The sequence below is a fragment of the Sphingosinicella sp. CPCC 101087 genome (assembly GCF_004151485.1).
Classification (GTDB): domain Bacteria; phylum Pseudomonadota; class Alphaproteobacteria; order Sphingomonadales; family Sphingomonadaceae; genus Allosphingosinicella.
The window spans coordinates 171,437-193,008 of the sequence record NZ_SBFF01000002.1; the positions used below are offsets into that span (position 1 = coordinate 171,437).

Here is a 21,572-nt window from a genome sequence, read left to right on the forward strand (position 1 = left end):
CTTGCCTCCCACCCCTTCCTAAAGGAACCGCGCCTTGGCGGGATCGTTCGCCGGTATGTCCCCCCTGATCGTGCCTATTCGGCTTGTTCCTTCAGGAGAACGGCATGTCGGAAAACGAGCCCTGGCAGGACCCTCGGCTTCCGGAAGATGCGCGGCTGACATCGCTCGACAAGCGGTTGAAGCAGGCTCAGCTTCAGGAGGCGGTCCGAACGGGGAAGACGAAGTCCAATTCCCAGGTGGGTCGTTCCCAGGGGATGCGGATCCTGTCCGACCTGTTCGGCATCCCGTTCGGCAGCGCCATCATCGGCTGGCTGCTCGACCGGTGGCTTGGGACCGCGCCGTGGCTGATGCTGGCTATGCTGTTCCTCGGGTTCGGCATCGCCGTGCGGAATGTGCTTTGGATTTCAAGGCAGCGTCCGAAATAGGCGCTGGCAGCAGCAGAGGTTCTTTCACGCGTGGCGGCCGAATCCACTATCGACCCGATGCACCAGTTCCAGATCGACTCCCTTGCGGGAGATCTGGCCGGCAATCCGTTCGCCTTCACCAATAGCGCATTGTGGATGCTGATCGTGCTCGGCGCGATCTTCGTCTTCATGCTGGGCGGGATGAAGCGCGAGCTCGTCCCGGGTCGCTGGCAGGTGATGGTCGAGGGAATCACCTCCTTCGTCGCGTCGATGATCGACACCAGCATTGGGCCGGAAGGGCGGAAATATCTTCCCTGGGTCTTCACCATCTTCATGTTCATCCTGTTCGCCAATCTGATGGGCCTGATGCCCTTCGGCGTGGTGCCGGGCGTGCACCCGTTCACGGTGACCAGCCAGTTCACCATCACCGGCGTGATGGCGATCATCAGCTTCTCGATCGTGCTGATCGTCGGCTTCTGGAAGCATGGCTTCCATTTCTTCTCGCTCTTCATCCCGCACGGCACGCCCAAGCCGCTGCTGCCGCTCATCTTCCTGATCGAGCTGCTTTCCTTCCTCGTGCGCCCGTTCAGCCTGGCGCTCCGGCTGTTCGTGGCGATGATCGCCGGCCACATCCTCATCAAGGTGTTCGCCAGCTTCATCGTCAGCGGGCTCAATGCGGAGGGCGCCATGGGCCCGGCGATCGCGCTGCTGAGCTTCCTGTTCATCGCCGGCGTGAGCGCGCTCGAGCTGCTGGTCGCCGCGATCCAGGCTTATGTGTTCGCGCTTCTGACGTCGCTCTACATCAACGACGCCGAGAATCTTCACTGATCGCCCGTTCGTTCGAATCAACCGACTGAATTTCAAAAGGAGCTTATCATGGACTTCGAATCTGCCCAGGTCATCGGCGCCGGTCTCGCGGCGATCGGCGTCGGAGCCGCGGCTGCCGGCGTTGGCAACGTCTTCGGCTCGTTCCTCCAGGGCGCGCTGCGCAACCCGGCCGCGGCCGACAGCCAGCAGGGCCGCCTGTTCATCGGCTTCGCGGCCGCCGAGCTGCTCGGCCTGATCGCGTTCGCCGTCGCGATGATCATCCTCTACGCCCGGTAAGGCACGAGCGGCGGGCCTCGGCTCGCCGCCCACGCATTGACGCGAAGGCCGCCCGGCGGTCCTTCGCGGCCATGCGGCCAGCAAGGCAAGAAGGGCCGAAATGCCTCAGATCAATCAGCTCTCGGACGTTCTCTACTCGCAGCTCTTCTGGCTGCTGCTGACCCTTGCCGTCATCTATTTCGGCATCGGCCAGGCGATGCTGCCGAAGATCATGTCGACCATGGACGCGCGCAGCAGCCGGATCACCGACGATCTCGCCGCCGCCGAGGCGGCGAGGCGCGCCGCCGACGCGACCGAGGAAGCCTATCGTGCGCGGATGGCGGAGAGCCGGACCGAAGCGATGAAGGTGACCGGTGCGGCCAAGCAGGAGAGCGCCCGCGCGACCGAAACCCGGGTCGCGGCCGCGGACGCGGCGAGCCGGGAGAAGATCGAGGCGGCAGAGGCCCGGCTTCGGGCCGCGGCCGAGGCGGCCATGGCCGATATCGAGAATGTTGCCGCCGAGGCGGCGCAGGACATGGTCGCACGGCTGGCCGGCGTGAAGGTCGGCAAGTCGGAAGCGGCCAGGGCAGTGAAGGCGGCAATGGCCGATGTCTGAAGCACATCCCCCCACCACCGACGCCGTTCCCGTGGGCGACAGCGAAGAGGGTCACGCCGCTCCCGGTCATGCCGAGATGGTGGGCGCGACCGAGGATCATGGCGGCGGCCATGTCGAGCCGACCGCCTGGGGCTTCGACGCCAGCGGCTGGGTCGCGCTGGCGATGGTCGCCGTCTTCCTGCTGATGATCTGGAAGAAGGTGCCGTCGGCAATCGGCAAGGCGCTCGACCGCAAGATCGCCGGCATCCGCCAGCAGCTCGACGAGGCGGCGCAGCTTCGCGCCGAAGCCGAGGCGCTGCGCGCGGAGTATGAAGCCAAGTCGGCGCAGGCCGACGCCGAGGCGGCCACGATGATCGAGCGCGCTCGCGCCGAGGCCGAAGGCATCGTCCGCCAGGCCGAGACCGACGCTGCCGCGCTCGTCGAGCGGCGCACGCGCATGGCCGAGGACAAGATCGCCGCCGCCGAGCGCGCCGCGATCGACGAGGTGCGTGCCAAGGCGGCGACGGCGGCCGCCGCGGCGGCCGAGCGGCTGATCCGCGAGCGGCTCGACGCTGCCGCCGACAAGGCGATGGTCGACGCGACCATAGCGGAGCTGGGCCGGCCATAATTCGTCCGGCCCTCCCAGTTCGGGAGGGATCGAGGCGGAGCCTCACGCGCGTCGATTCGGCGCCATCACCCCAACCTCTCCTCGGGAGAGAGGGGCTATCTTCTATTGCCCGCCGCGGCGTGATTTTCCCAGGCCCAGCGCAAGCTGCGCTCGAGCCATTCGTCCGGCACGGCATGCAGCTTCACCAGGGTGCTGCCCTTGCGGCCCCAGGCGCCGGCGGCCGGCCTGAACGCGGGGTCGGCGTCGATCGCGAGCGCCTGCTGCTCCGGGAGGAGCTGGACCATGCCCCAGGCCGGATCGGGCGAGCCCAAAGCCGCGAAGATCCGGCCCCCAACCCGGAAGTCGGGATGGCCCATGTGCGAGCCTTCCTCCGCGCCGCCCAGGGCCAGAGCGAGGCGGCGGAAATCGTCCGGTGACGCCATGGCCCTTCAGTAACGCAGCATGATTTGCCGGGCGAGAGCCGGCGAGACGCTGTAGACAAGCCGAAGCAGCCGCGTCGCGCCGACATTGGCTTCGTCGCGGTCCTGCTCGATGGCCCGAACGATCTGCCGGGCGCACTCGCCGACGGGCATCTTGCGATGGGAATTGGCGGCGGTCATGCGGGTCTCGACGACCGGCGGCAGGACTTCCAGCACGCGCACGCTCGATCCGGCGAGCTGCGCACGCAGCGCCATCGTGAAGCTGCGCAAGCCCGCCTTGGTGGCGCAATAAACGGGGCTGCCGGCGCGCGGCGCCACGGCGAGACCGGAGGTGATGTTGACGATCATGGCCTGCGGCCGCGCGCGGAGCATCGGCAGGAGCCGCGTCGAAAGGTGAATGGGCGCGACGAGGTTGAGGAAGATGCAGCGGTCGACTTGCGCGAGGTCGACCGGAGCGGAGACGTCGTAGCTGGCCCCCGCACCCGCATTGTTGACCAGCAGGTCTATCGCCTTGCCGTCGAGCGCACGAACAACGGCGTCGACGCCCTGCGCGCTCGCCAGATCCGCCGCCAGCGTGTCGAACCCCTCGGCGGCGGCCAGCGCAAGGCGGCCCTTGTCGCGCCCGACGACGATGACCTGCACGCCCCGCTCCCGGAGCGCGAGGCCGAGCGCCTTGCCGATCCCGTCGGTGCCGCCGGTGACGATCGCGGACTTGCCTGCAAGCTTCATGGGCTGGCCCCCTCGGCGGCGCACAGCTAGTGCGTTGAGCCACCCGAGCCCCTAAATCAATGCCGATGTCCGAACCCAATTCCCCCGACCGCTTCAGCGAGGAAAAGGCGACCTATACGGTCCGCGGCGCCGACGCGCCCGACCTCGATGCCGGAATCGCCGCGATCCGCGCCGTGGTGAAGACGCTGCCGGTCCGGCCCGGCGTCTATCGCATGCTCGATAGCCGCGGCGATGTCCTCTATGTCGGCAAGGCGAGGGCGCTGAGGAACCGGGTCAACGCCTACACCCAGGTCGCACGCCAGACGAAACGTCTGCTGAGGATGGTTTCGCAGACGCGCTCCATGCAGATCGTCACGACCAACAGCGAGGCCGAGGCGCTGCTGCTCGAGGCGCAGCTCATCAAGCGCTACCGCCCGCCTTACAACGTCCTGCTGCGCGACGACAAAAGCTTCCCTTTCATCCTCCTGCGCGAAGATCACGACTTTCCGCGTGTCCAGCTTCATCGCGGCGCGCGCCGCCTCAAGGGCCAATATTATGGCCCGTTCGCCAGCGCCGGATCGGTGCGAGAGACGCTGAACGCGCTGCAGAAGCTGTTCCTGCTGAGGAGCTGCACCGACAGCTTCTTCGCCAACCGCTCGCGTCCCTGCCTGCTCTACCAGATACGCCGGTGTTCGGCGCCCTGCGTCGGCCGGATCGACGATGCCGGTTATGCCGAGCTGGTCCAGGACGCGAAGGATTTTCTCGGTGGGCGCCGGACCAAGGTGCAGCAGAAGCTCGGCCGGCTGATGAGCGAGGCGGCCGAGGCGATGGATTTCGAGCTGGCCGCGGTCTATCGCGATCGCCTGCGCGCGCTCACCTATATCCAGGGGAGCCAGGCGATCCATGCCGAGAAGCTCGGCGATGCCGATCTGTTCGCGCTCGCCTGCAAGGGCGGCACGATGTGCATCCAGGCCTTCTTCATCCGCGGCGGCCAGAATTGGGGGCATCGCAGCTTCTTCCCCGCCCATACGGCGGACGTGCCCGAAGAGGAGGTGCTGGCGAGCTTCCTCGCCCAATTCTATCAGGAGGTTCCGCCGCCGCGGCTGATCCTCGCCGACCGAAGTCTCGGCGAGGCAAGCTTGCTCGAAGAGGCCCTTTCCGAGCGCGCCGGGCGCCGGGTCACGATCAAGGCGCCGCAGCGCGGCGAGCAGGCGAAGATGATCCGCCAGGCGAAGCGCAACGCCGAGGAGGAGCTCGATCGCCGCCTCGCCGAGACGTCCACCCAGACCCGCAACCTTCGCGAGATCGCCGAGACGTTCGAGCTGCCCGAGCCGCCGCAGCGCATCGAAGTCTATGACAACAGCCATGTCATGGGCACCAATGCGGTTGGCGCGATGATCGTCGCCGGGCCCGAGGGGTTCCGCAAGAATGCCTATCGCAAGTTCAACATCAAGCGGCCGGAGACCGCTCCGGGCGACGACTTCGCGATGATGCGGGAGGTGCTGAGCCGCCGCTTCGCACGGCTTGAGAAGGAGGATCCCGACCGCAGCCGCGGCGAGTGGCCGGACCTGTTGCTGATCGACGGCGGCAAGGGGCAGCTTTCGGCGGTTTGCGAGGTGCTCGAGGATGCCGGAGTCCACGACGTGCCCGTGGTCGGGGTCGCCAAGGGTCCGGACCGCAATGCCGGCCGCGAGGTGTTCCATCTGCCGGGCGGCCGAGAGATCACGCTTCCGCCCAACTCGCCGGTCCTTTTCTACCTGCAGCGGCTGCGCGACGAGGCGCATCGTTTCGCGATCGGCGCCCATCGCCAGAAGAGGGCGAAGAGCATGACGGCGAGCCCGCTCGACGACGTTCCGGGCATCGGACCGGGCCGCAAGCGCGCCTTGCTCATGCACTTCGGCACCGCCCGGGCGGTCAAGAGCGCGGCGCTGGAGGATCTCGAAAAGGTGCCGGGAATCTCGCGGACGACCGCGCGACAGGTCTACGATTATTTTCATCCGGCCGGGTGACGTGCGGGATCGCAATCTCTCGTCATCCCCGCGAAGGCCGGGATCGAGGCGGCTCCGGCGCAGCTCGCAGGCAGTTTGGACCCCAGCCTTCGCTGGGGTGACGGCCTAGGACCGTGCACCTGGAAACCGACGCCATCGTCGTCGCGGTTCGCGCCCATGGCGAGCATGGCGCGATCGTCCGCGCCTTGACGCCCGGGGAGGGGGTGCAGGCCGGCTATGTCCGCGGCGGCCGATCGCGGCGGCTCAAGCCGATGCTCGTGCCCGGCAATCTTCTCCATGCCGAATATCGCGCGCGGACCGAGGAACAGCTGGCCCACCTCACCGTGGAGCTGGTGCACAGCCGCGCCTTCCTGCTGTCGGAACCGCTCGCGGCCGCCGGGCTCGAATGGGCCTGCGCGCTCACCGCCTCCGCCGTGCCGGAAGGCCAGCCTTATCCGCACCTGTTCGAGGCGCTGGAGGGGTTGCTCGGCGCGATCGAGGCGGCGCCTTCGGCGCGCGGCTGGAGCGCGGCCCTGATTCGCTACGAGCTGATCGTGCTGGCCGAGCTGGGGTTCGGGCTGGCGCCGGAGCGGATCGCCGCGCTGCCGCCCCGACTGGCCGGCCCTGCACCCGGATGGGACGATATCGTCGACGGCCTTCGACTTACCGGCCGCCATCTCGAGCGCGACCTGCTGACCGGCCGCCAGAGCGAGATACTCGCCGCCCGCGAGCGGCTCATCGCGCGGCTCAAGCGCGTCGGCGGTTGACCCGGGGCGGCGCGCGTCACAGGAAGCGCATGTGAAAGAATTCTTCCCGCACAGCGCCACCACCCGCGACATAATCGTGCGCGTGTCGGTGAGCTATCTTCCGGAGCAGTCCGAGCCCGGCAAGGGGCGCTGGTTCTGGGCCTATCATATCCGCATCGAGAATGAATCGACGATGGCCGTTCAGCTGGTCAGCCGCGAATGGGTGATCACCGACGGCCGCGGCGCGTCGCACCCGGTCCGCGGCGAAGGCGTCGTGGGCGAGCAGCCGGTGATCGAGCCGGGCGGATCGTTCGATTATGTCTCGGGCTGCCCGCTCACGACGCCGACCGGATCGATGGAGGGGCGCTATTTCATGGTCGGCGCCGACGGGGCGTCGTTCGACGTGGCCATTCCGCGATTCCCGCTGATCGCTCCGGCCGTGACCAGCTAGCGGACCAGCTGGACCGTCCGGGACAGGAGGCCGAGGAAGCGGGCTTCCTCGACGGTCGCGGCCGGGTTGTTCCAAGATCCGGTGACGACGTGCCACTGGCCGGCCCGGTTACGCAGCAGCCAGGTGAGGTTGAGGACGCCGGGTTCCGACCCGCCCTTGTAGCCGACGAAGGTGAGACCGCCCGTCACCGTCGGTCCGACGCCGGGGTTGATGGCGAGGATCGCCCGGGTTGCGTCGTCGCCGTGCCGCCGCAGCCAGTCCATCGTCCGCACCAGGTCGGCGGCAGACGCGAACCATTCGACAAGTTCGATGTGGAGCGGCGCGCCGGTGAATCGGGTGAGCTCGATGTGCCCGGCGTCGACGTTGGGGAGCTCCGAGTCGAGTAGCCGGCGCCTTCCGGCTTCGTCGGCCGAGCGCCAGGACTGGAGCAAGCCCGCCGGCCCGGCTTTCAGCGCGGCGACTTCGAGCGTCGACAGGAACGGGCGGTTGCGGTCGGCGGCCTCCACGCCGAGGGTCGCCATCATCCGCTCCACATTCTCGCGGCCGACGAGATGGAGCAGCTGGTCCGTCGCCGTATTGTCGCTCTGGGAGATCATCAGGGCGGCGAGCGTGTGGACCGTCAAAGGCGAGCCGGCGGGCCAATTCTGCAGGACGCCGGAGGCTACCGAGCGGCGGTCGAGCGCGACGACGTCGCTCCAGCGCCGCTCTCCAGCCCGGATCTGCCGGTCGAGCTCGGCGAGAATGAACAGCTTGAAGGTCGAGCCGATCGCCAGCGGGCGGCCGGGCTCGACCGAGGCGAGCATTTCCGGCGCCCCGTCGCCCAGGCGCGCCACCGCCACCGACACTTGCCCGGGAAGGGCGCGCACCTCCGCCATCACCGCATCGAGCGTGTCTCCACGCACGTCCGCGCCGGCTACCAGCAGACCGCTGATGCGGTGCGGCGCCTGAGGCTCGATGACGATCTCGATATGGAGGACGGCGCGCTCGAACTCGGCGTGGAGGGTTCCCGCCGTCGGCGTCTTCGCGTCGATACCGGCAATAGCCCGGACCGGGCCATATTGATCGGCGAGCTGGCGCGGAATGGCCCGGACCTGGGCTTCCGGTATCTGGGCGAGGAATTCGGGGGTGAACATCTCCGCGGGATTGCCGCCGCCGCGGAGCATCGCCATCACCGCTTCCGCCCGGGAGCGAAGCTCCGGGCTCGGCTGCGCCTGAGCCCCGGCGGGCACGGGCAGCGCCACCATGCCGACGAGCGCGAGCAAGGCCGCGAACCATCGTCCTGCCATGCTTTCCTCCTGACTGAGTTTGGATCCTAGGTGAAACCAGTCCGCGGCTCCACCGTTACAGGCACGAAAGAATCAGGAGACACAAACATGCCCGTTTCGAGCACCAGCCTGGTCGAGCGCATCGCGCGGGTCATTGCCGGCCGCGTGGTCAGCATCAACGCCGCCGGCCAGGATCCTTCCGCCGGCGACCGCGTCGATTCGATCTGGCGGGACTATCGGGAGGATGCGCTCTCGATCATCCGCACGTTGCGCGAGCCGGATCCGGCGATGGCCGAAGTGGGCGATCTGGAGGTGTGGGACCGAATGATCGAGGCGGCGCTTGCCGAAGCAGGCGAAGGCGTCCGCTCCTAGAGCCAGGCCTCAGCCGAGCCGCGGCCAGACCAGCGACAGGGCATAAAGCGAGGGCAGCAGCAACGCCAAGCCGACCGCGGCATCGAAGCCGCGTATCGGGCGCATCCGGCCGCTGGTGCCGCGCGTGCGAATGTCGAAAGCGGTGATCCAGAGGATCGACGCGCCGCACAAGGCGGTGAAGGCGAGCAGCGCCGCATAAGGATAGAGCAGGGCGTCGCCGGACGTGCCGAGCAAGCCGGCGGTCAGCAAAGCCGCCAGACCGGCAACGATACCCAAGCCCGTCGCCCGCTGGATCGTCCACCATCGTGCCAGGCCGCGGCCGCGGCGGACCGGCGGAGCCGCGCGGCGCAAGGCGCGTCGCCGGCTCACGCGTCGATTTCCTCTTCGTCGAGCTCTGCGGCGTGGCTCTGAATGAACTGGAATCTATGCTCGGGGTTGCGGCCCATCAGCCGGTCGACCAGGTCGCGTACCGCGGAGCGTTCCTCGTAATCCTGCGGCAGCGTGATCCTGATCATGCCGCGCGTGCGCGGATCCATCGTCGTTTCCTTGAGCTGCTGCGGATTCATCTCGCCCAGGCCCTTGAACCGCGACACCTCCACCTTCTTGCCCTTGAACAGGCTTGCCTCGAGTTCGGCGCGGTGACCGTCGTCGCGCGCGTAGGCGACGGTGCCGCCGGCGGCGAGCCGGTAGAGCGGCGGCTGGGCCAGGAAAAGGTGTCCCTGCTTCACCAGCTCCGGCATCTCCTGGAAGAAGAAGGTCATCAGCAAGGTCGCGATATGAGCGCCGTCGACGTCGGCGTCGGTCATGATCACCACCCGCTCGTAGCGCAGGTCCTCCGGGCGGCAGCGGTCGCGCGTGCCGCAGCCGAGTGCCTGGATCAGGTCGGCGACCTCCTGGTTGGCCCGTATCTTGTCGGCGGTCGCGGAAGCCACGTTCAATATCTTGCCGCGAATCGGCAGGATCGCCTGGGTCTTGCGGTCGCGCGCCTGCTTGGCCGAACCGCCGGCGGAATCGCCCTCGACGATGAACAATTCTGTCCCGGCCGGATCGTCGTTGACGCAATCCGTGAGCTTGCCCGGCAGGCGGACCTTGCGGTGCGAGGTCGCGGTCTTGCGCTTGATCTCCCGCTCGGCGCGCCGCTTCAGGCGCTCGTCCATCCGGTCGAGGACGAAGCCGAGCAACGAGCGGCCCCGCTCCATATGGTCCGCCAGGAAATGGTCGAAATGGTCGCGAACGGCACTTTCGACCAGTCGCGCCGCGTCCGGGGAGGTCAGCCGGTCCTTGGTCTGGCTTTGGAACTGCGGCTCGGGAATGAAGACCGACAGCATGATCTCCGCGCCCGCTATCACGTCCTCGGCCTGGAGATCCTTGGCCTTCTTGTGGCCGACCAGTTCGCCGAACGCGCGCAGGCCGCGCGTCAGCGCGGTGCGCAGTCCCTGCTCGTGAGTGCCGCCGTCCGGCGTCGGGATGGTGTTGCAATAATAAGAGGAATTGCCGTCGCCCCAGATCGGCCAGGCCACCGCCCATTCGACCTTGCCCTGTTCGCCGGGGAATTCGTGGCGCCCGACGAAGGGGGTGCTGGTCGCGGTCTCCTTGCCCTCGATCTGCTCGTTCAGATGATCGGCCAGTCCACCCGGGAACTGGAAGACCGCCTCGGCCGGGGTATCGTCCGAGATAAGCTCGGGGTCGCACCGCCACCTGATCTCCACCCCGGCGAACAGATAGGCCTTGGACCGCGCCAGCCGATACAAGCGGGCCGGCCGGAACTTCGCGTCCTCGCCGAAGATCTGGGGATCGGGGGTGAAAGTCACCTTGGTGCCGCGGCGGTTTGGGGCGGGGCCGAGCGGGGTCAACGGGGAAGTGGTCTGGCCCCTGGCGAAGGTCTGGCGATAGGCCTCGCGATTGCGCGCTACCTCGACCACCGTCTCGGTGGACAAGGCATTGACGACGCTGACGCCCACGCCGTGCAGGCCGCCGCTCGTGGCATAGGCCTTGTTCGAGAATTTGCCGCCCGAATGCAGCATGGTGAGGATCACTTCGAGCGCCGATTTGCCGGGATAGCGGGGATGCTCGTCGATCGGCATGCCGCGGCCATTGTCGATCACGGTCAGGCGGTTGCCCCTCTCGAGGATCACCTCGATGCGGCTGGCATGGCCTGCGACCGCTTCGTCCATGCTGTTGTCGAGCACCTCGGCGGCGAGGTGGTGGAGGGCACGCTCATCGGTGCCGCCGATATACATTCCCGGCCGCCGCCGGACCGGCTCCAGGCCTTCCAGGACTTCGATCGAATGAGCGTCATAGTCGGCGCCGGAGCGCCCGGAGGAAGCGAACAGGTCGGACATGGAGAAGCTATAGGGGGTCACGACTCCCGTTCCAAGCGGATTGGCCGAAGGACGCCCCGAAGCCCCGTCGGCCAGCCCCGCCAACTCTTGAAATCGACGACGTTTCTAACCACATGGGTTCGTGCCGGATGCCGTCAGGATCCGGCTTGTTGAGGGCGTCCGCGCTCTCGGACGCGCCTCGTCACCATGTTGCTCAAAGGAGGACTTGGAAATGAGGACCAATATCGACTTCACGCCCTATCGCCACGCGACGGTCGGCTTCGACCGGCTGTTCGACCTGCTCGAAAGCGGCTTCCCGAGCCAGCTGGGCGAAAATTACCCGCCCTTCGATCTCGTGCAGGAGGGCGAGGACCGCTATCGCATCACGTTGGCCGTCGCCGGCTTCCGCGCCGACGAGATCGACGTCACCGCGCAGCAGAACCTGCTGATCGTCACCGGCCGCAAGAAGGACGAGGACGGCCGCCGCTACATTCATCGCGGCATCGCGGCCCGCGCGTTCGAGCGCCGGTTCGCTCTGGGCGACTATGTCCAGGTGCGCGGCGCCGAGCTCAGGGACGGGATGCTCTCGATTGAGCTCGAACGCGAAATCCCCGAGGCGATGCGACCGCGCAAGATCGAAATCGGCGGCGGCCAGTCCGCGGGTCGGCTCGAAGCTGCGCCGGCCGGCCAGGAGTCCGGCAGCGGCAAGGTGCGCGAGCTCGAGGCGGCCTGAGCCGTCTCCGCTGCCCGGACCGGCAGCGCCGGTCCGGGTCCGCCGATGACGATCTTCCGCTCCCTGGTGCCGGGCAGCGGCGGGAGCCGAGGCCCAGCGCCGCGGGAAGATGCCGGACGATGGCGGAACGCGCCCTGAGCAAGGGGCCCCGGAGCCTGGCTCCGGGGCCCTCACTTTTCGGATCGGCCGCGATCAGCTTGCTTCCGGAGAGGCCTCCGGGTGGATCCTGTCGAGATAGATGGTGGCCAGCCGATAATGGGCCTGAACGGCCCGGCTGTCATGCGCGCGCTGGGCCATCTCGATCTCGGCCTCGGCGCGCTGCTCGTAATAATTCAGATCGTCGGTATCCATTCTTCGCTCTTGTCGTGAACGTCGGAGCTTCTTTGCTCCGCAACGCCCGTCCAACGCCGACGCTACCGCCGCGTTCCTGAGAATTCGACTAACCGATGTCAGCCAACGCCCGCGGTCTCGCTCCAGCGCGCGCGGCCGGGAAAGCCCGACGATGGGCCGGACGTAGCGCGGACCGCGCCGGAGCCGAGCAGGCCCGACGGCGCCTTCAGCGGACCCGCGGACCGCCGAACGGCAGCGGGGGCGGGGGCTTGCGGTCACGCCGGGGCAGCTGCGCCTGATAGGCGACGCCGCAATGCTCGACGCAATAAGGAAAGCCTGGATTGGCCGGACGCCCGCAGAAATGGAAATCGGGTTCGCCGGGATGGCCAATCGGCCATTTGCAGACCCGCTCGTTGAGATCGAGCAGGCTGGTCTTGTCGGCAATCTCCGGACTCGGCTTTGCGGGCACCAGCCGGCGCGGCGGAGCAGGGGGAATGGGCGCTTGCTGGTCGCTCGGGCCCTGACGGATGAAACCGCCCGGCCCGATCGAGCGGACCTGGGGCTGCGGCGTCTTCGGCTCGGGCTTCGTCTCCGGCTTCGTCTCGGCAGGGGCGGCGACGGGCTCTCCAGTGCGGGGCTGCGGCTCGGGCTTCGACGCGGCAGGCTCGGGTGCCGGCCGCGGCTTCTGTGGCTGCGCCTCCGGCGCGTCAACCGGGGTTGCGCCGGCCGGCTGCTCGGCCTCGTTCGGCTTGACCGGCGAGGGTCGCGACTGAAGGCCGAGCCGATGCGCCTTGCCGATGACGGCATTGCGGGAGACGCCGCCCAGCTCGTCGGCGATCTGGCTCGCCGTCACGCCCTGACTCCACAAGGTCTTCAGGCGTTCGATACGTTCGTCGGTCCACGACATCGGCGTCACCATCCTCATTCAGCTTTCGCGGCTTGCGGGTCCAAGCGTCTGCGACTAGCGACGGCGCCTGTGAACGACCAGCCTTCAAATTGGGTTCGATCCAGCCCTGGCGTGCCCGTCATCCGGACCGTCAATTGGGGTGGCCTTAAGACCCTCTATGTGAAGGAGGTGCGTCGTTTCTTCAAGGTCCAGTTGCAGACGATCTGGGCGCCCGCGGTCACCACGATGCTTTTCCTGGTGATCTTCACGGTCGCCCTGGGCCGTGAAGGCCGGACCGTGATGGGCGCCCCGTTCGCCGATTTCGTCGCTCCCGGGCTGATCGTCATGGGCATGCTCCAGAATGCCTTCGCCAATTCGAGCTTCTCCCTCCTGGTCGGCAAGATACAGGGGACGATCGTCGATTATCTGATGCCGCCGCTCTCGGTGGGCGAACTGATCACCGGCCTCGTCGGCGCCGCCGTCACCCGTGCCGTGCTGGTCGGCTTCGCGGTCTGGCTCGCCATGCTGCTCTGGCCCGGGGTCCATGTCATACCGCAGCATCCGCTGGCGGTGCTCTGGTTCGGCCTGATGGGCAGTGCGATGCTCGGCTTCCTTGGCCTGATCACCTCGGTCTGGGCCGAGAAATTCGACCACGCCGCCGCCGTCACCAATTTCGTCGTGGCGCCGCTGTCCCTGCTTTCGGGTACCTTCTACTCGATCCAGGCGCTTTCGCCTTTGTTTCAGGGGATCAGCCATGCCAACCCCTTCTTCTATGTGATTTCGGGCTTTCGCTACGGCTTCCTGGGCACCGCCGATTCTCCGGTGCTGTTCGGTGCCGTGTTGCTGCTGGTGATCAATCTCGGCCTGTGCGCCCTTTGCTATGCACTGCTGCGCAGCGGCTGGAAGCTGAAGCCCTGAGGCCCGAAGCTTTCGCGCATTCGTTCATACAAATTGCGACAAACCTGAACAGATTCTGTCGGACCCATTCAGCCTCGTCACACCGGGCAGGCCGTAGAGCGGGGTCACTGCAATGGTGCAGCAAGGAGTTCAGGTGTCATGCGCAAGTTGCTCATTTCCGTCGCCCTCGCGGCCTCGACCCTGGCCGCCGTTCCGGCTGCGGCCCAGTATCACAATAGCGGATGGAGCCAGCACGGCCCCGATCGCCGCGCGGTGAACCAGCTCGTCCGCGAGCTCGATCGTGTCGAGAACCGGATCGAACGCTCGGCCCGGCGCGGCGTCATCTCGCCGCGCGAGGCCTTCGGTCTGCGGCGCGACGCCAATCAGGTTCGCTTCCACCTCAATCGGGCCGGCCGCAACGGCCTGTCCGGACGCGAATTTGCCTCGCTTCGGGTCCAGGTGAACCGGCTCGAGCAGCGCGTTCGGATCGAGCGCCGCGACAACGATCGGCGGCGCGGCTGATGCGGAAAAGGGGGGTGCCGGTCGATTGACGCGGCACCCACGCAATCCCTATAGCGGGAATTAAGGAAAGGCGGCCTCATGAAGGTCGCCTTTTCCCTTACACCATTTGCCCGAGGAGTCTCCGCCATGGCGATCACGCCGCTCATGCCCGTCTATCCGCGCTCACCGGTGCGGCCGGTCCGAGGCGAGGGCGTGTATCTCTACGGAGAGAATGGCGAGAAGTATCTCGACTTTGCCAGTGGCATTGCGGTGAACCTGCTCGGCCACGGCCATCCTTATCTCACCAAGGCGATCCAGGACCAGGCCGCGACGCTGATCCACGTCTCCAACCTGTACGGATCGCCGCAGGGCGAGGCATTCGCGCAGCGGCTGGTGGACCTCACCTTCGCCGATACCGTGTTCCTGACCAATTCGGGCGCCGAGGCGGTAGAGTGCGCGATCAAGACGGCGCGGCGCTACCACCATCATCACGGCCGCCCCGAGCGCCACGAACTGATCACCTTCACCAGCGCCTTTCACGGCCGCACCCTCGGCACGATCAGCGCCACCAACCAGGACAAGTTGCGCGACGGCTTCGCGCCGCTCCTGCCCGGCTTCACCGTGGTGGCATTCGACAATCTCGCGGCGGCGGAGGCGGCGATCGGGCCGCATACGGCCGGTTTCCTGGTCGAGCCGATCCAGGGCGAGGGCGGCATCCGCCCGGCCAGCCCGGAATTCATGAAGGGGCTCCGTCGGCTCGCCGACGAGAAGGACCTGCTGCTCGTGCTCGACGAGGTGCAATGCGGTTATGGGCGCACCGGCCACATGTTCGCTTACGAGCATTATGGGATCGAACCGGACGTCATGGCTGCGGCGAAGGGCATAGGCGGCGGTTTCCCGCTCGGTGCGTGCCTCGCCACCGAGAAAGCGGCGGCCGGGATGACGATCGGCACACACGGCTCGACCTATGGCGGCAACCCGCTCGCCTGTGCCGCCGGCCAGGCGGTGCTCGACGTGGTCGCCAACGAGAAGTTCCTCGCCCATGTCCGCCAGATGGGCGACCGGCTGCGCGGCGCGCTCGAGCAGATGATCCCCAATCACGATCACCTGTTCGAGAACGTGCGGGGTGTCGGCCTGCTGCTCGGACTGAAGATGAAGAGCGACAGCCGCGCCTTCGTGACCCACCTGCGCGAGCACGGCCTCCTTACCGTCGCCGCTGGCGACAATGTCGTGCGCGTCCTGCCGCCTTTGGTCGTCGAGGAGGCGCACATCTCCGAGTTCGTCGAGAAGCTCTCGGAGGCCGCCCGCGCCTATGAGGTGCCGCAGGCGGCGTGAGCAAGGCCGGCAGAGCCGAAACTTGAACCCTCATCCCGCGTCGCCACATCGGCGCCATGGCTTCTGAACATTTGAACGCGGCGGTCGCTGTCGCGAATCTCGACGAGGCGGTGGGCTTCGCCCTTCCGAGCCGCCACGCGCGCGGGCGCCTGGTGCGCCTCGGGCCGGTGCTCGACGAGGTTCTGTCCGCCCACGATTATCCCGCGCCGATCGCCCGGATCCTGTCCGAGGCTCTGGTCCTCACCGCCTTGCTCGGAGCGATGCTGAAGGAGGCGGGCGGACAGCTGACGCTCCAGGCGCAGACCGAGAGCGGAATCGTCGACCTGCTGGTCTGCGACTATAAGGGCGGAGAGCTGCGCGGCTATGTCCGGTTCGACGCCGAGCGGCTCGCTGCCGAAACCAACATTCCTTCGCTCTTCGCCCTGTTCGGCAAGGGCTATATGGCGATCACCTTCGACCAGGCGGTGACGAAGGAGCGTTATCAGGGCATCGTGCCTCTCGAAGGGGAAAATCTCGCCGAGGCGGCCCAGCACTTCTTCAGCCAATCCGAGCAGATCCCGAGCCTGGTCCGCCTGGCGATCGACGATACCGGCCATGTCGCCGGCGGGATCCTGCTCCAGCATTTGCCGGAAGGCGAGGAGGGGCGCGAGCGCCTGCACACGCGGCTCGATCATCCGGAATGGGAGCATGTCCGCATCCTCGCCGAGACGATACGCGCCAACGAGCTTTCCGATGCGGGGCTGCCGCTCCAGACCCTGCTGTGGCGCCTGTTCCACGAGGAAGAGGAAGTCCGCATCCTCTCGGCCGTTCCGCTCAGCAAAGGCTGCCGCTGCAGCTTCGAATATGTCCGCGATGTCATCGCCCGGTTCGGACGGGAAGAGCATGCGCAGATGGTCGATGATGACGGCTTCATCAGCGTCGACTGCGAATTCTGCTCACGCGTCTTTCCGATCAGGCTGAGCGACCTCGGCGAGTGAGAGGCGCCAGCAGACGCTGAGCTCGGCCGAAACTCGTTAACCCTCGGTTTACTATGAATTTGCTATAGGGAAAGCGTGCCGAGAGTGGGCACGCTTTCCTCCCTAGCAGGCTTGATGCCTGAACTGGGCCGCGGCTTGGAGAACGAGGCGCGGCCCGTTCTTTTTCGGCGCCTCTCGACTATATGCGCGCCATGTCTGCGCCGAAAACCGCCGTCGTGCTCCTGTCCGGAGGCCTGGATTCGATGGTCGCCGCCGGCCTCGCCCGGGAGGGAGGATTCCGGCTGCTCGCACTCACCGTCGACTATAATCAGCGCCACCGGGTCGAGCTTCAGGCGGCGGCCCGCATTGCCGAGCGCCTTGGGGCCGAGCGGCACCTCGTCCTGCCGCTCGATCTCAGCCGCTTCGGCGGATCGGCGCTGACCGATGACATTGCGGTGCCGAAGGAGGGTCCGAGCAACGACATCCCGGTGACCTACGTGCCGGCGCGTAACACCATCTTTCTCTCGCTTTGCCTCGGATGGGCGGAGGCGGCGGGAGCGCGCGACCTGTTCATCGGCGTCAATGCGCTCGATTATTCCGGGTATCCGGACTGCCGGCCGGAGTTCATCGCCGCCTTCCAACGCATGGCGAATCTCGCCACCAAGGCGGGGGTCGAGGGTGATCGCTTCACCGTCCACACGCCGCTTATCGACCTCAGCAAGGCCGACATCGCCCGCGAGGCCGAGCGGCTCGGACTGGAAGCGCGAATGAGCTGGTCCTGCTACGATCCGAGCGAGGATCTCAGGCATTGCGGCTTGTGCGATTCCTGCCGGCTGCGCGCGAAGGGATTTGCCGAGGCGGGGATAGAGGACCCGACCGATTATGCGCGTCGGCCGCCGTCGCGGGACGAACCGGCATGAGCTATGCCGTCAAGGAGATCTTCCTCACCCTGCAGGGAGAGGGGCGGCAGGCCGGTCGGCGGGCGGTCTTCCTGCGCCTTTCCGGCTGCAATCTGTGGAGCGGACGCGAGCGCGACCGGACGAGCGCCGACTGCACCTTCTGCGATACCGACTTCGTCGGCATCGACGGCGAGAATGGCGGCCGCTACGAGGCGGATGCACTGGCGGCGAAGGTCGAGATGCTCTGGGGCGCTGCGGAGGCGCGACGCGAACCGGCCTCCGCACGCCGCCTCGTGGTCGTCACCGGAGGCGAGCCTCTGCTTCAGCTCGATACGGCGCTGATCGACGCGCTCCACCACCGCGGATTCGAAATTGCGGTCGAGTCGAACGGCACGCTGCCCGCCCCACCGGGCATCGACTGGCTCTGCATCAGCCCGAAGGCGGGCACGACGGTCGTGCAGCGCTCCGGCAACGAGCTCAAGCTGGTCTGGCCGCAAAAGGGGATAGACCCGGACGAGCTTGCCGCCTGGGACTTCGAGCATTTCCTGATCCAGCCGATGGATGGAGCGGACCCGGGGTCGGCGCTGAAGGATTCGATCGCATTCGTGATGGGGCATCCTGGCTGGGCGCTCAGCCTGCAGGCCCATAAGCTGATAGGCCTCCCCTGATTCCGCTGCCCTGAGGGGCGCCTGTGTCGGCGCAAGAAGCCCTTTGGGTCCCAGCTTCCCTGGGGGGGCTGAATCGCACCCCGTCGGGCATTGCGCCTACGCGCTCCGGATCAGCGGCGCTGTGCCTGGCGCTGCATGTCCCGCAGCTCGCGCTCGCACCTTCGGCGCTCGCGGCGATCCAGGCGGGTGCAATCCGGAATCAGGCTGATTGGCGAGAGCCGGACGGGCGTCTGGAGAAAGGCGAAGGGCTCGTAGGTCGGCTTGAGACTGCTGCGCAGCTCGCGCACCCGGGCGGTGGCGAGCTGGTGCAGGTCGCCCTTGCGGACGGTGAGCGCTTCCTTGCCGATCCGGGCGGCGGTCTGGCAGAAGCCGAGCTGAGCCTGCATGCTCGAGAAATTATTGTAGGTCTGCGTCGAATAATCGTCGAACTGACGCGGGCCCGTCCGGCCGTGGATCCTTCGGAAATAGCCTTCGAGCGCCTGATAGGCACTGGCCAGTTCGCGCGAATGGTGGGCGAGCAGGCTGTTATAGCTGTCGACCGTCCTCAGGAACGGCGAGAACTGGCATTGCAGCGCAGCCACATTGAGGCCGGACCGCAGGTTCCACAGCAGATGGGCGCGATATTCCTCGGGCGTGGCGCCGGGAAGCGCCAACCCGACGAGTGGATCCGTCGGCTCGATTGGCCCGCTCTGATAGGTCGGATCATGGAGAAAGACCTGCGCCGCGGCGGGTACCGCCCAGCCTAGCGAAGCGAGGGCGCCAAGGGCGCCGAGTGCGAAGCGCCCGGCGCGCGCCTTCCAGTCGATGTTCATACGCCCCTCCACATCCGCTCCACCATAATCACGGGCTCCGTCCGATTGCGAGGCCGCTCGGCATCAGTCCGGACGGAGCGCTTCGAGGCGCGGCGGACGGCCCGCCAAGCCCCGCCTTCTTCACATGCCGCTGACGTTGCTTTCGACCGTGTTGCCGCCGGTATCGCCGCCACTCGACTCGCCGAGCATGTTCGTTTCCTCGGCGTCGGTCTCGTTGACGGTGTTGGTGATCGGCGCCGGCTCGGTCAGGTCGGCCGTCGATTCGAGGACGCTCGCATCGTTCGCCGGCTCTTCGAGCATCATATTGTCGACCAGGTTCGCCTCGGGCTCGTTCACCGCCTCGGTATCGCCGCCGCAGCCGGCGACGGCGAGCGCCAGTCCGGCGATGAGAGCCGCGGTTCCGGTCCGGGAGAAAAGATCGCGCATATTATGCTCCTGTCTTGCCTTGGTCGGCCGTCTCTATCGCGCGAGACCGGCTGGCAAAAGCCAAATCGACCTTCCAATAGGCTGAATCCGCGGCTTATTCCAAGGTTTTGCGAAACAAGCCGGAGCGGCCTGAGGAGCGGCAGGGGAGGCGCGAACAAAAAAGAAGGCCGCCGGTCGCCCGGCGGCCTTCTCGATCTGAAAACTCGACCCGCTTACTGAGCGTTGGTCTCGTTCATGTCCGTCATGTTCATGTCCGTCATGTTCATGTCGGTCATGTTCATGTCGGTGGTCGCGTTCATGTCGGTGGCATTCATATCCACGCCCATGTCGGTCGCGTTCATGTCCATCATGGTGTCGTTGCCGAGGTCCGTCGTGGCGGTGTTGTTCGCCTCGGTGTCGCCGCCGCAAGCCGCGACGAGCAGGGCCGCGCCGGCAATCATCGAACCGGTGGTCACTTTCTTGAGAATGTCACGCATTAAAAGGTCTCCCTAGATTGATGATTTGGTCGGGTAGGCCCCCTTTTTTGCCCAAATCGGTTATGCACCTTATACGGAAAGACTGCGGCTCTCAAGCCTTCCCCATTCCCCCCTCGAGTGAGAACAGGAACTCTGCGAGTCCGCGCTTCAGCGCCAGGTCGAAACGAGCTTGCACCTGCGTCACTCCCATTTCGTCGAGGCTGGTCACTGGAAAGTCGGCAATACCGCACGGTACTATGCCTGAGAAGTGGGAAAGTTCCGGGGCCAGATTGATCGAGAATCCGTGCAGCGTAACCCAACGCCTGACCCGAACGCCGATCGCTCCGACCTTGGCCTCGCGCCCGTCATGGTCGACCCAGATCCCGATCCGCCCGGGCGCCCGCCGAGCCGCAACGCCGAGCTCGGCCAGCGCTCCAATCACCCAGCCCTCCAAGGAATGGACGAACCGGCGCACGTCGCGTCCGCGCCGGTCGAGGTCGAGTATCACATAGCCGACCCGCTGACCGGGGCCGTGATAGGTGTAGCGGCCGCCGCGGCCGGCGGAATAGACCGGCAGATGGTCCGGATTGAACAATTCTGCAGGATCGGCACTGGTGCCGGCGGTGTAGAGCGGCGGATGCTCGAGCAACCAGATCAGTTCCGCCGCCTCGCCATTCCGGATGGCGGCGGCACGCGCCTCCATCTCGGCCAGCGCCTCCGGATAAGAGGTCAGCCCGGGCGACAGCCGCCACTCGACCTCGTCCGCCGGACCCGGGCGGTCCGGTAAATGTTCATCGTTCAAGCTGTGCGTTGCGTGGGGCATCGGCGTTGCGCATAACGCCCGCGAACACAGAGGGGAATTCTCATGACGACTCTATCGATCACTTCGGCCTGGAACGAGACCGTAGCGTTCGTGACTCGCGAGGGGCGCCTCCTCTTCCCAATCGCCTTCCTGCTGGTGGCGCTTCCTGGAGCGATCCTTCAGCTGGTCATGCCGACGACGACGCCCGGCCAGGCGCCCGAGGCCGGACCCTGGTTGCTCGTCCTGCCGCTCGCGATCGCTGCAAGCATGGTCGGTACGCTGGCGATCAGCTTCCTGGCGCTGCGGCCCGGCGCGTCGGTTGCCGAAAGCCTCCAGGTGGGCCTGCGCCGCTTCATCTACCTGCTCGGCGCCGCCCTCGTGATCGGAATCTCCGCCGCCCTGCTGGCAGTGCCGCTGATCATCCTGGCCGGCGCCGCGGCGATGGGCGGCGGCGAAGCAGGGGCCGCTTCGCTGGCCGCCCTTCTCATGCTCGCCGCGCTTCCGGTCCTTCTCTTCTTCTGGGTGCGGCTGATGCTGATGACGCCGGTCGCGGCCATGGAGGAAGTCGGCCCGCTGCGAATCATCGCGCGCAGCTGGGAGCTGACCCGCGGCCATTTCTGGAAATTGCTGGGTTTCGTCGCCCTCGTCGCGGTGGCCGCGATCGTGGTCATGTTCGTCGTCACGATGCTCGGCGGGCTGCTGGTCTTCGCTTTGGCTGGTCCCCCGGATCCGGACAGCCTTTCCTTTTTCCTGCTGCTGGTCCTGTCCGCCCTGCTGCAAGCGGTCGTGAGCGCCCTGTTCGTGACCCTGATCGCGCGGATCTATGCCCAGCTCACCGACGCCGGCACGCCCCAGGTCTTCGCCTGATCGCGCCGCCGCCGCGGGCGGGGCG

28 protein-coding genes are annotated in these 21,572 nt (G+C 66.9%); 17 read left to right on the forward strand and 11 right to left on the reverse strand.

Features of this window, described 5'->3' with window-relative positions:
* Positions 1–104 precede the first annotated feature (104 nt).
* From EKM57_RS04065 to EKM57_RS04085, 5 genes are all read left to right on the forward strand, one after another.
* Complete coding sequence (locus EKM57_RS04065) at positions 105–425, forward strand: AtpZ/AtpI family protein (protein ID WP_129791198.1); 321 nt, start codon at positions 105–107, stop codon at positions 423–425.
* Positions 426–455: 30 nt separating this feature from the next.
* Entirely contained in the window at positions 456–1,232 is a 777-nt protein-coding gene (locus EKM57_RS04070) for a F0F1 ATP synthase subunit A (protein WP_129791199.1), read from the forward strand.
* 48 nt (positions 1,233–1,280) lie between these two features.
* Entirely contained in the window at positions 1,281–1,508 is a 228-nt protein-coding gene (locus tag EKM57_RS04075; RefSeq protein ID WP_129791200.1) for a F0F1 ATP synthase subunit C, read from the forward strand.
* Between the two features lie 100 nt (positions 1,509–1,608).
* A complete protein-coding gene (locus tag EKM57_RS04080; RefSeq protein ID WP_129791201.1) occupies positions 1,609–2,103 on the forward strand; it encodes an ATPase in 495 nt (164 codons plus the stop codon).
* Positions 2,096–2,710, forward strand: coding sequence for a F0F1 ATP synthase subunit B (locus EKM57_RS04085; protein WP_129791202.1), 615 nt, complete (start codon positions 2,096–2,098; stop codon positions 2,708–2,710). Before EKM57_RS04080 ends, EKM57_RS04085 begins: the two co-directional genes overlap by 8 nt.
* Before the next feature lie 95 nt (positions 2,711–2,805).
* Here EKM57_RS04085 and EKM57_RS04090 read toward each other — a convergent pair whose 3' ends face one another.
* Positions 2,806–3,132: an MmcQ/YjbR family DNA-binding protein gene (locus EKM57_RS04090; RefSeq protein WP_129791203.1), complete on the reverse strand. Its 327-nt coding sequence runs from the start codon at positions 3,130–3,132 to the stop codon at positions 2,806–2,808.
* A 6-nt stretch (positions 3,133–3,138) separates the two neighbouring features.
* Positions 3,139–3,858 carry an SDR family oxidoreductase gene (locus tag EKM57_RS04095; protein ID WP_129791204.1) on the reverse strand — a complete coding sequence of 240 codons (720 nt, stop codon included), beginning with the start codon at positions 3,856–3,858 and terminating at the stop codon, positions 3,139–3,141.
* A 65-nt stretch (positions 3,859–3,923) separates the two neighbouring features.
* Between EKM57_RS04095 and uvrC the strand changes: the two genes are divergently transcribed.
* From uvrC to apaG, 3 genes are all read left to right on the forward strand, one after another.
* Positions 3,924–5,846, forward strand: a complete 1,923-nt coding sequence (gene uvrC / locus EKM57_RS04100) for an excinuclease ABC subunit UvrC (protein WP_129791205.1) — start codon at positions 3,924–3,926, stop codon at positions 5,844–5,846.
* A 113-nt stretch (positions 5,847–5,959) separates the two neighbouring features.
* Positions 5,960–6,592 carry a DNA repair protein RecO gene (recO, locus tag EKM57_RS04105; protein ID WP_129791206.1) on the forward strand — a complete coding sequence of 211 codons (633 nt, stop codon included), beginning with the start codon at positions 5,960–5,962 and terminating at the stop codon, positions 6,590–6,592.
* Between the two features lie 31 nt (positions 6,593–6,623).
* Positions 6,624–7,022, forward strand: a complete 399-nt coding sequence (apaG, locus tag EKM57_RS04110; RefSeq protein WP_129791207.1) for a Co2+/Mg2+ efflux protein ApaG — start codon at positions 6,624–6,626, stop codon at positions 7,020–7,022.
* On the opposite strand, the gene EKM57_RS04115 is transcribed toward apaG, so the two are convergent.
* The gene (locus tag EKM57_RS04115; protein WP_129791208.1) at positions 7,019–8,308 is read right to left on the reverse strand and encodes a serine hydrolase; all 1,290 of its coding nucleotides are present in this window, start codon (positions 8,306–8,308) and stop codon (positions 7,019–7,021) included. The two genes, apaG and EKM57_RS04115, sit on opposite strands and share 4 nt — an antisense overlap.
* 87 nt (positions 8,309–8,395) lie before the next feature.
* Here EKM57_RS04115 and EKM57_RS04120 point away from each other — a divergent pair, with 87 nt between their 5' ends.
* Complete coding sequence (locus EKM57_RS04120; protein ID WP_129791209.1) at positions 8,396–8,659, forward strand: hypothetical protein; 264 nt, start codon at positions 8,396–8,398, stop codon at positions 8,657–8,659.
* A 9-nt stretch (positions 8,660–8,668) separates the two neighbouring features.
* On the opposite strand, the gene EKM57_RS04125 is transcribed toward EKM57_RS04120, so the two are convergent.
* Both EKM57_RS04125 and parE read right to left on the reverse strand, forming a co-directional pair.
* Entirely contained in the window at positions 8,669–9,028 is a 360-nt protein-coding gene (locus EKM57_RS04125) for a hypothetical protein (protein ID WP_129791210.1), read from the reverse strand.
* Positions 9,025–11,001 (reverse strand): DNA topoisomerase IV subunit B, encoded by a 1,977-nt coding sequence (gene parE, locus EKM57_RS04130; protein WP_129791446.1) that lies wholly within the window; start codon positions 10,999–11,001, stop codon positions 9,025–9,027. The genes EKM57_RS04125 and parE overlap by 4 nt, the downstream gene beginning before the upstream one ends.
* A gap of 211 nt (positions 11,002–11,212) precedes the next feature.
* Here parE and EKM57_RS04135 point away from each other — a divergent pair, with 211 nt between their 5' ends.
* Positions 11,213–11,713: an Hsp20 family protein gene (locus tag EKM57_RS04135; protein ID WP_129791211.1), complete on the forward strand. Its 501-nt coding sequence runs from the start codon at positions 11,213–11,215 to the stop codon at positions 11,711–11,713.
* 192 nt (positions 11,714–11,905) lie between these two features.
* On the opposite strand, the gene EKM57_RS21765 is transcribed toward EKM57_RS04135, so the two are convergent.
* Positions 11,906–12,064: a hypothetical protein gene (locus EKM57_RS21765; protein WP_165357165.1), complete on the reverse strand. Its 159-nt coding sequence runs from the start codon at positions 12,062–12,064 to the stop codon at positions 11,906–11,908.
* A 205-nt stretch (positions 12,065–12,269) separates the two neighbouring features.
* Positions 12,270–12,950, reverse strand: coding sequence for a GcrA family cell cycle regulator (locus EKM57_RS04140; RefSeq protein WP_129791212.1), 681 nt, complete (start codon positions 12,948–12,950; stop codon positions 12,270–12,272).
* Positions 12,951–13,019: 69 nt separating this feature from the next.
* Here EKM57_RS04140 and EKM57_RS04145 point away from each other — a divergent pair, with 69 nt between their 5' ends.
* The 6 genes from EKM57_RS04145 (at position 13,020) to queE (ending at position 18,185) form a co-directional block, all read left to right on the forward strand.
* The gene (locus tag EKM57_RS04145) at positions 13,020–13,847 is read left to right on the forward strand and encodes an ABC transporter permease (protein ID WP_129791213.1); all 828 of its coding nucleotides are present in this window, start codon (positions 13,020–13,022) and stop codon (positions 13,845–13,847) included.
* Positions 13,848–13,985: 138 nt separating this feature from the next.
* Complete coding sequence (locus tag EKM57_RS04150; RefSeq protein WP_129791214.1) at positions 13,986–14,348, forward strand: hypothetical protein; 363 nt, start codon at positions 13,986–13,988, stop codon at positions 14,346–14,348.
* 126 nt (positions 14,349–14,474) lie between these two features.
* Complete coding sequence (locus EKM57_RS04155) at positions 14,475–15,662, forward strand: aspartate aminotransferase family protein (RefSeq protein ID WP_129791215.1); 1,188 nt, start codon at positions 14,475–14,477, stop codon at positions 15,660–15,662.
* Between the two features lie 56 nt (positions 15,663–15,718).
* Positions 15,719–16,639: an Hsp33 family molecular chaperone HslO gene (locus tag EKM57_RS04160; protein WP_129791216.1), complete on the forward strand. Its 921-nt coding sequence runs from the start codon at positions 15,719–15,721 to the stop codon at positions 16,637–16,639.
* Between the two features lie 182 nt (positions 16,640–16,821).
* A complete protein-coding gene (gene queC, locus EKM57_RS04165; RefSeq protein ID WP_206185289.1) occupies positions 16,822–17,538 on the forward strand; it encodes a 7-cyano-7-deazaguanine synthase QueC in 717 nt (238 codons plus the stop codon).
* Positions 17,535–18,185 carry a 7-carboxy-7-deazaguanine synthase gene (queE, locus tag EKM57_RS04170; RefSeq protein WP_129791218.1) on the forward strand — a complete coding sequence of 217 codons (651 nt, stop codon included), beginning with the start codon at positions 17,535–17,537 and terminating at the stop codon, positions 18,183–18,185. Before queC ends, queE begins: the two co-directional genes overlap by 4 nt.
* Positions 18,186–18,295: 110 nt before the next feature.
* Here queE and EKM57_RS04175 read toward each other — a convergent pair whose 3' ends face one another.
* From EKM57_RS04175 to lipB, 4 genes are all read right to left on the reverse strand, one after another.
* The gene (locus tag EKM57_RS04175; protein ID WP_129791219.1) at positions 18,296–18,997 is read right to left on the reverse strand and encodes a hypothetical protein; all 702 of its coding nucleotides are present in this window, start codon (positions 18,995–18,997) and stop codon (positions 18,296–18,298) included.
* A 120-nt stretch (positions 18,998–19,117) separates the two neighbouring features.
* A complete protein-coding gene (locus tag EKM57_RS04180) occupies positions 19,118–19,423 on the reverse strand; it encodes a hypothetical protein (protein WP_129791220.1) in 306 nt (101 codons plus the stop codon).
* 212 nt (positions 19,424–19,635) lie between these two features.
* Positions 19,636–19,899 (reverse strand): hypothetical protein, encoded by a 264-nt coding sequence (locus EKM57_RS04185; protein ID WP_129791221.1) that lies wholly within the window; start codon positions 19,897–19,899, stop codon positions 19,636–19,638.
* Between the two features lie 91 nt (positions 19,900–19,990).
* On the reverse strand, positions 19,991–20,701 hold the full coding sequence (gene lipB, locus EKM57_RS04190; RefSeq protein WP_129791222.1) for a lipoyl(octanoyl) transferase LipB: 711 nt from the start codon (positions 20,699–20,701) through the stop codon (positions 19,991–19,993).
* A 42-nt stretch (positions 20,702–20,743) separates the two neighbouring features.
* Here lipB and EKM57_RS04195 point away from each other — a divergent pair, with 42 nt between their 5' ends.
* The gene (locus EKM57_RS04195) at positions 20,744–21,547 is read left to right on the forward strand and encodes a glycerophosphoryl diester phosphodiesterase membrane domain-containing protein (protein WP_129791223.1); all 804 of its coding nucleotides are present in this window, start codon (positions 20,744–20,746) and stop codon (positions 21,545–21,547) included.
* Positions 21,548–21,572: the final 25 nt, after the last annotated feature.

Coding starts and splice junctions, on each gene's coding strand:
- EKM57_RS04150 (WP_129791214.1), top strand. CDS start 13,986: ATGCGCAAGTTGCTCATTTCCGTCGCCCTCGCGGCCTCGACCCTGGCC.
- EKM57_RS04120 (WP_129791209.1), top strand. CDS start 8,396: ATGCCCGTTTCGAGCACCAGCCTGGTCGAGCGCATCGCGCGGGTCATT.
- EKM57_RS04195 (WP_129791223.1), top strand. CDS start 20,744: ATGACGACTCTATCGATCACTTCGGCCTGGAACGAGACCGTAGCGTTC.
- EKM57_RS04135 (WP_129791211.1), top strand. CDS start 11,213: ATGAGGACCAATATCGACTTCACGCCCTATCGCCACGCGACGGTCGGC.
- EKM57_RS21765 (WP_165357165.1), bottom strand. CDS start 12,064: ATGGATACCGACGATCTGAATTATTACGAGCAGCGCGCCGAGGCCGAG.
- parE (WP_129791446.1), bottom strand. CDS start 11,001: ATGTCCGACCTGTTCGCTTCCTCCGGGCGCTCCGGCGCCGACTATGAC.
- EKM57_RS04160 (WP_129791216.1), top strand. CDS start 15,719: ATGGCTTCTGAACATTTGAACGCGGCGGTCGCTGTCGCGAATCTCGAC.
- EKM57_RS04075 (WP_129791200.1), top strand. CDS start 1,281: ATGGACTTCGAATCTGCCCAGGTCATCGGCGCCGGTCTCGCGGCGATC.
- queE (WP_129791218.1), top strand. CDS start 17,535: ATGAGCTATGCCGTCAAGGAGATCTTCCTCACCCTGCAGGGAGAGGGG.
- EKM57_RS04080 (WP_129791201.1), top strand. CDS start 1,609: ATGCCTCAGATCAATCAGCTCTCGGACGTTCTCTACTCGCAGCTCTTC.
- EKM57_RS04090 (WP_129791203.1), bottom strand. CDS start 3,132: ATGGCGTCACCGGACGATTTCCGCCGCCTCGCTCTGGCCCTGGGCGGC.
- EKM57_RS04065 (WP_129791198.1), top strand. CDS start 105: ATGTCGGAAAACGAGCCCTGGCAGGACCCTCGGCTTCCGGAAGATGCG.
- EKM57_RS04155 (WP_129791215.1), top strand. CDS start 14,475: ATGGCGATCACGCCGCTCATGCCCGTCTATCCGCGCTCACCGGTGCGG.
- EKM57_RS04085 (WP_129791202.1), top strand. CDS start 2,096: ATGTCTGAAGCACATCCCCCCACCACCGACGCCGTTCCCGTGGGCGAC.
- EKM57_RS04095 (WP_129791204.1), bottom strand. CDS start 3,858: ATGAAGCTTGCAGGCAAGTCCGCGATCGTCACCGGCGGCACCGACGGG.
- queC (WP_206185289.1), top strand. CDS start 16,822: ATGCGCGCCATGTCTGCGCCGAAAACCGCCGTCGTGCTCCTGTCCGGA.
- EKM57_RS04175 (WP_129791219.1), bottom strand. CDS start 18,997: ATGAACATCGACTGGAAGGCGCGCGCCGGGCGCTTCGCACTCGGCGCC.
- EKM57_RS04180 (WP_129791220.1), bottom strand. CDS start 19,423: ATGCGCGATCTTTTCTCCCGGACCGGAACCGCGGCTCTCATCGCCGGA.
- uvrC (WP_129791205.1), top strand. CDS start 3,924: ATGTCCGAACCCAATTCCCCCGACCGCTTCAGCGAGGAAAAGGCGACC.
- EKM57_RS04115 (WP_129791208.1), bottom strand. CDS start 8,308: ATGGCAGGACGATGGTTCGCGGCCTTGCTCGCGCTCGTCGGCATGGTG.
- EKM57_RS04140 (WP_129791212.1), bottom strand. CDS start 12,950: ATGTCGTGGACCGACGAACGTATCGAACGCCTGAAGACCTTGTGGAGT.
- lipB (WP_129791222.1), bottom strand. CDS start 20,701: ATGCCCCACGCAACGCACAGCTTGAACGATGAACATTTACCGGACCGC.
- EKM57_RS04185 (WP_129791221.1), bottom strand. CDS start 19,899: ATGCGTGACATTCTCAAGAAAGTGACCACCGGTTCGATGATTGCCGGC.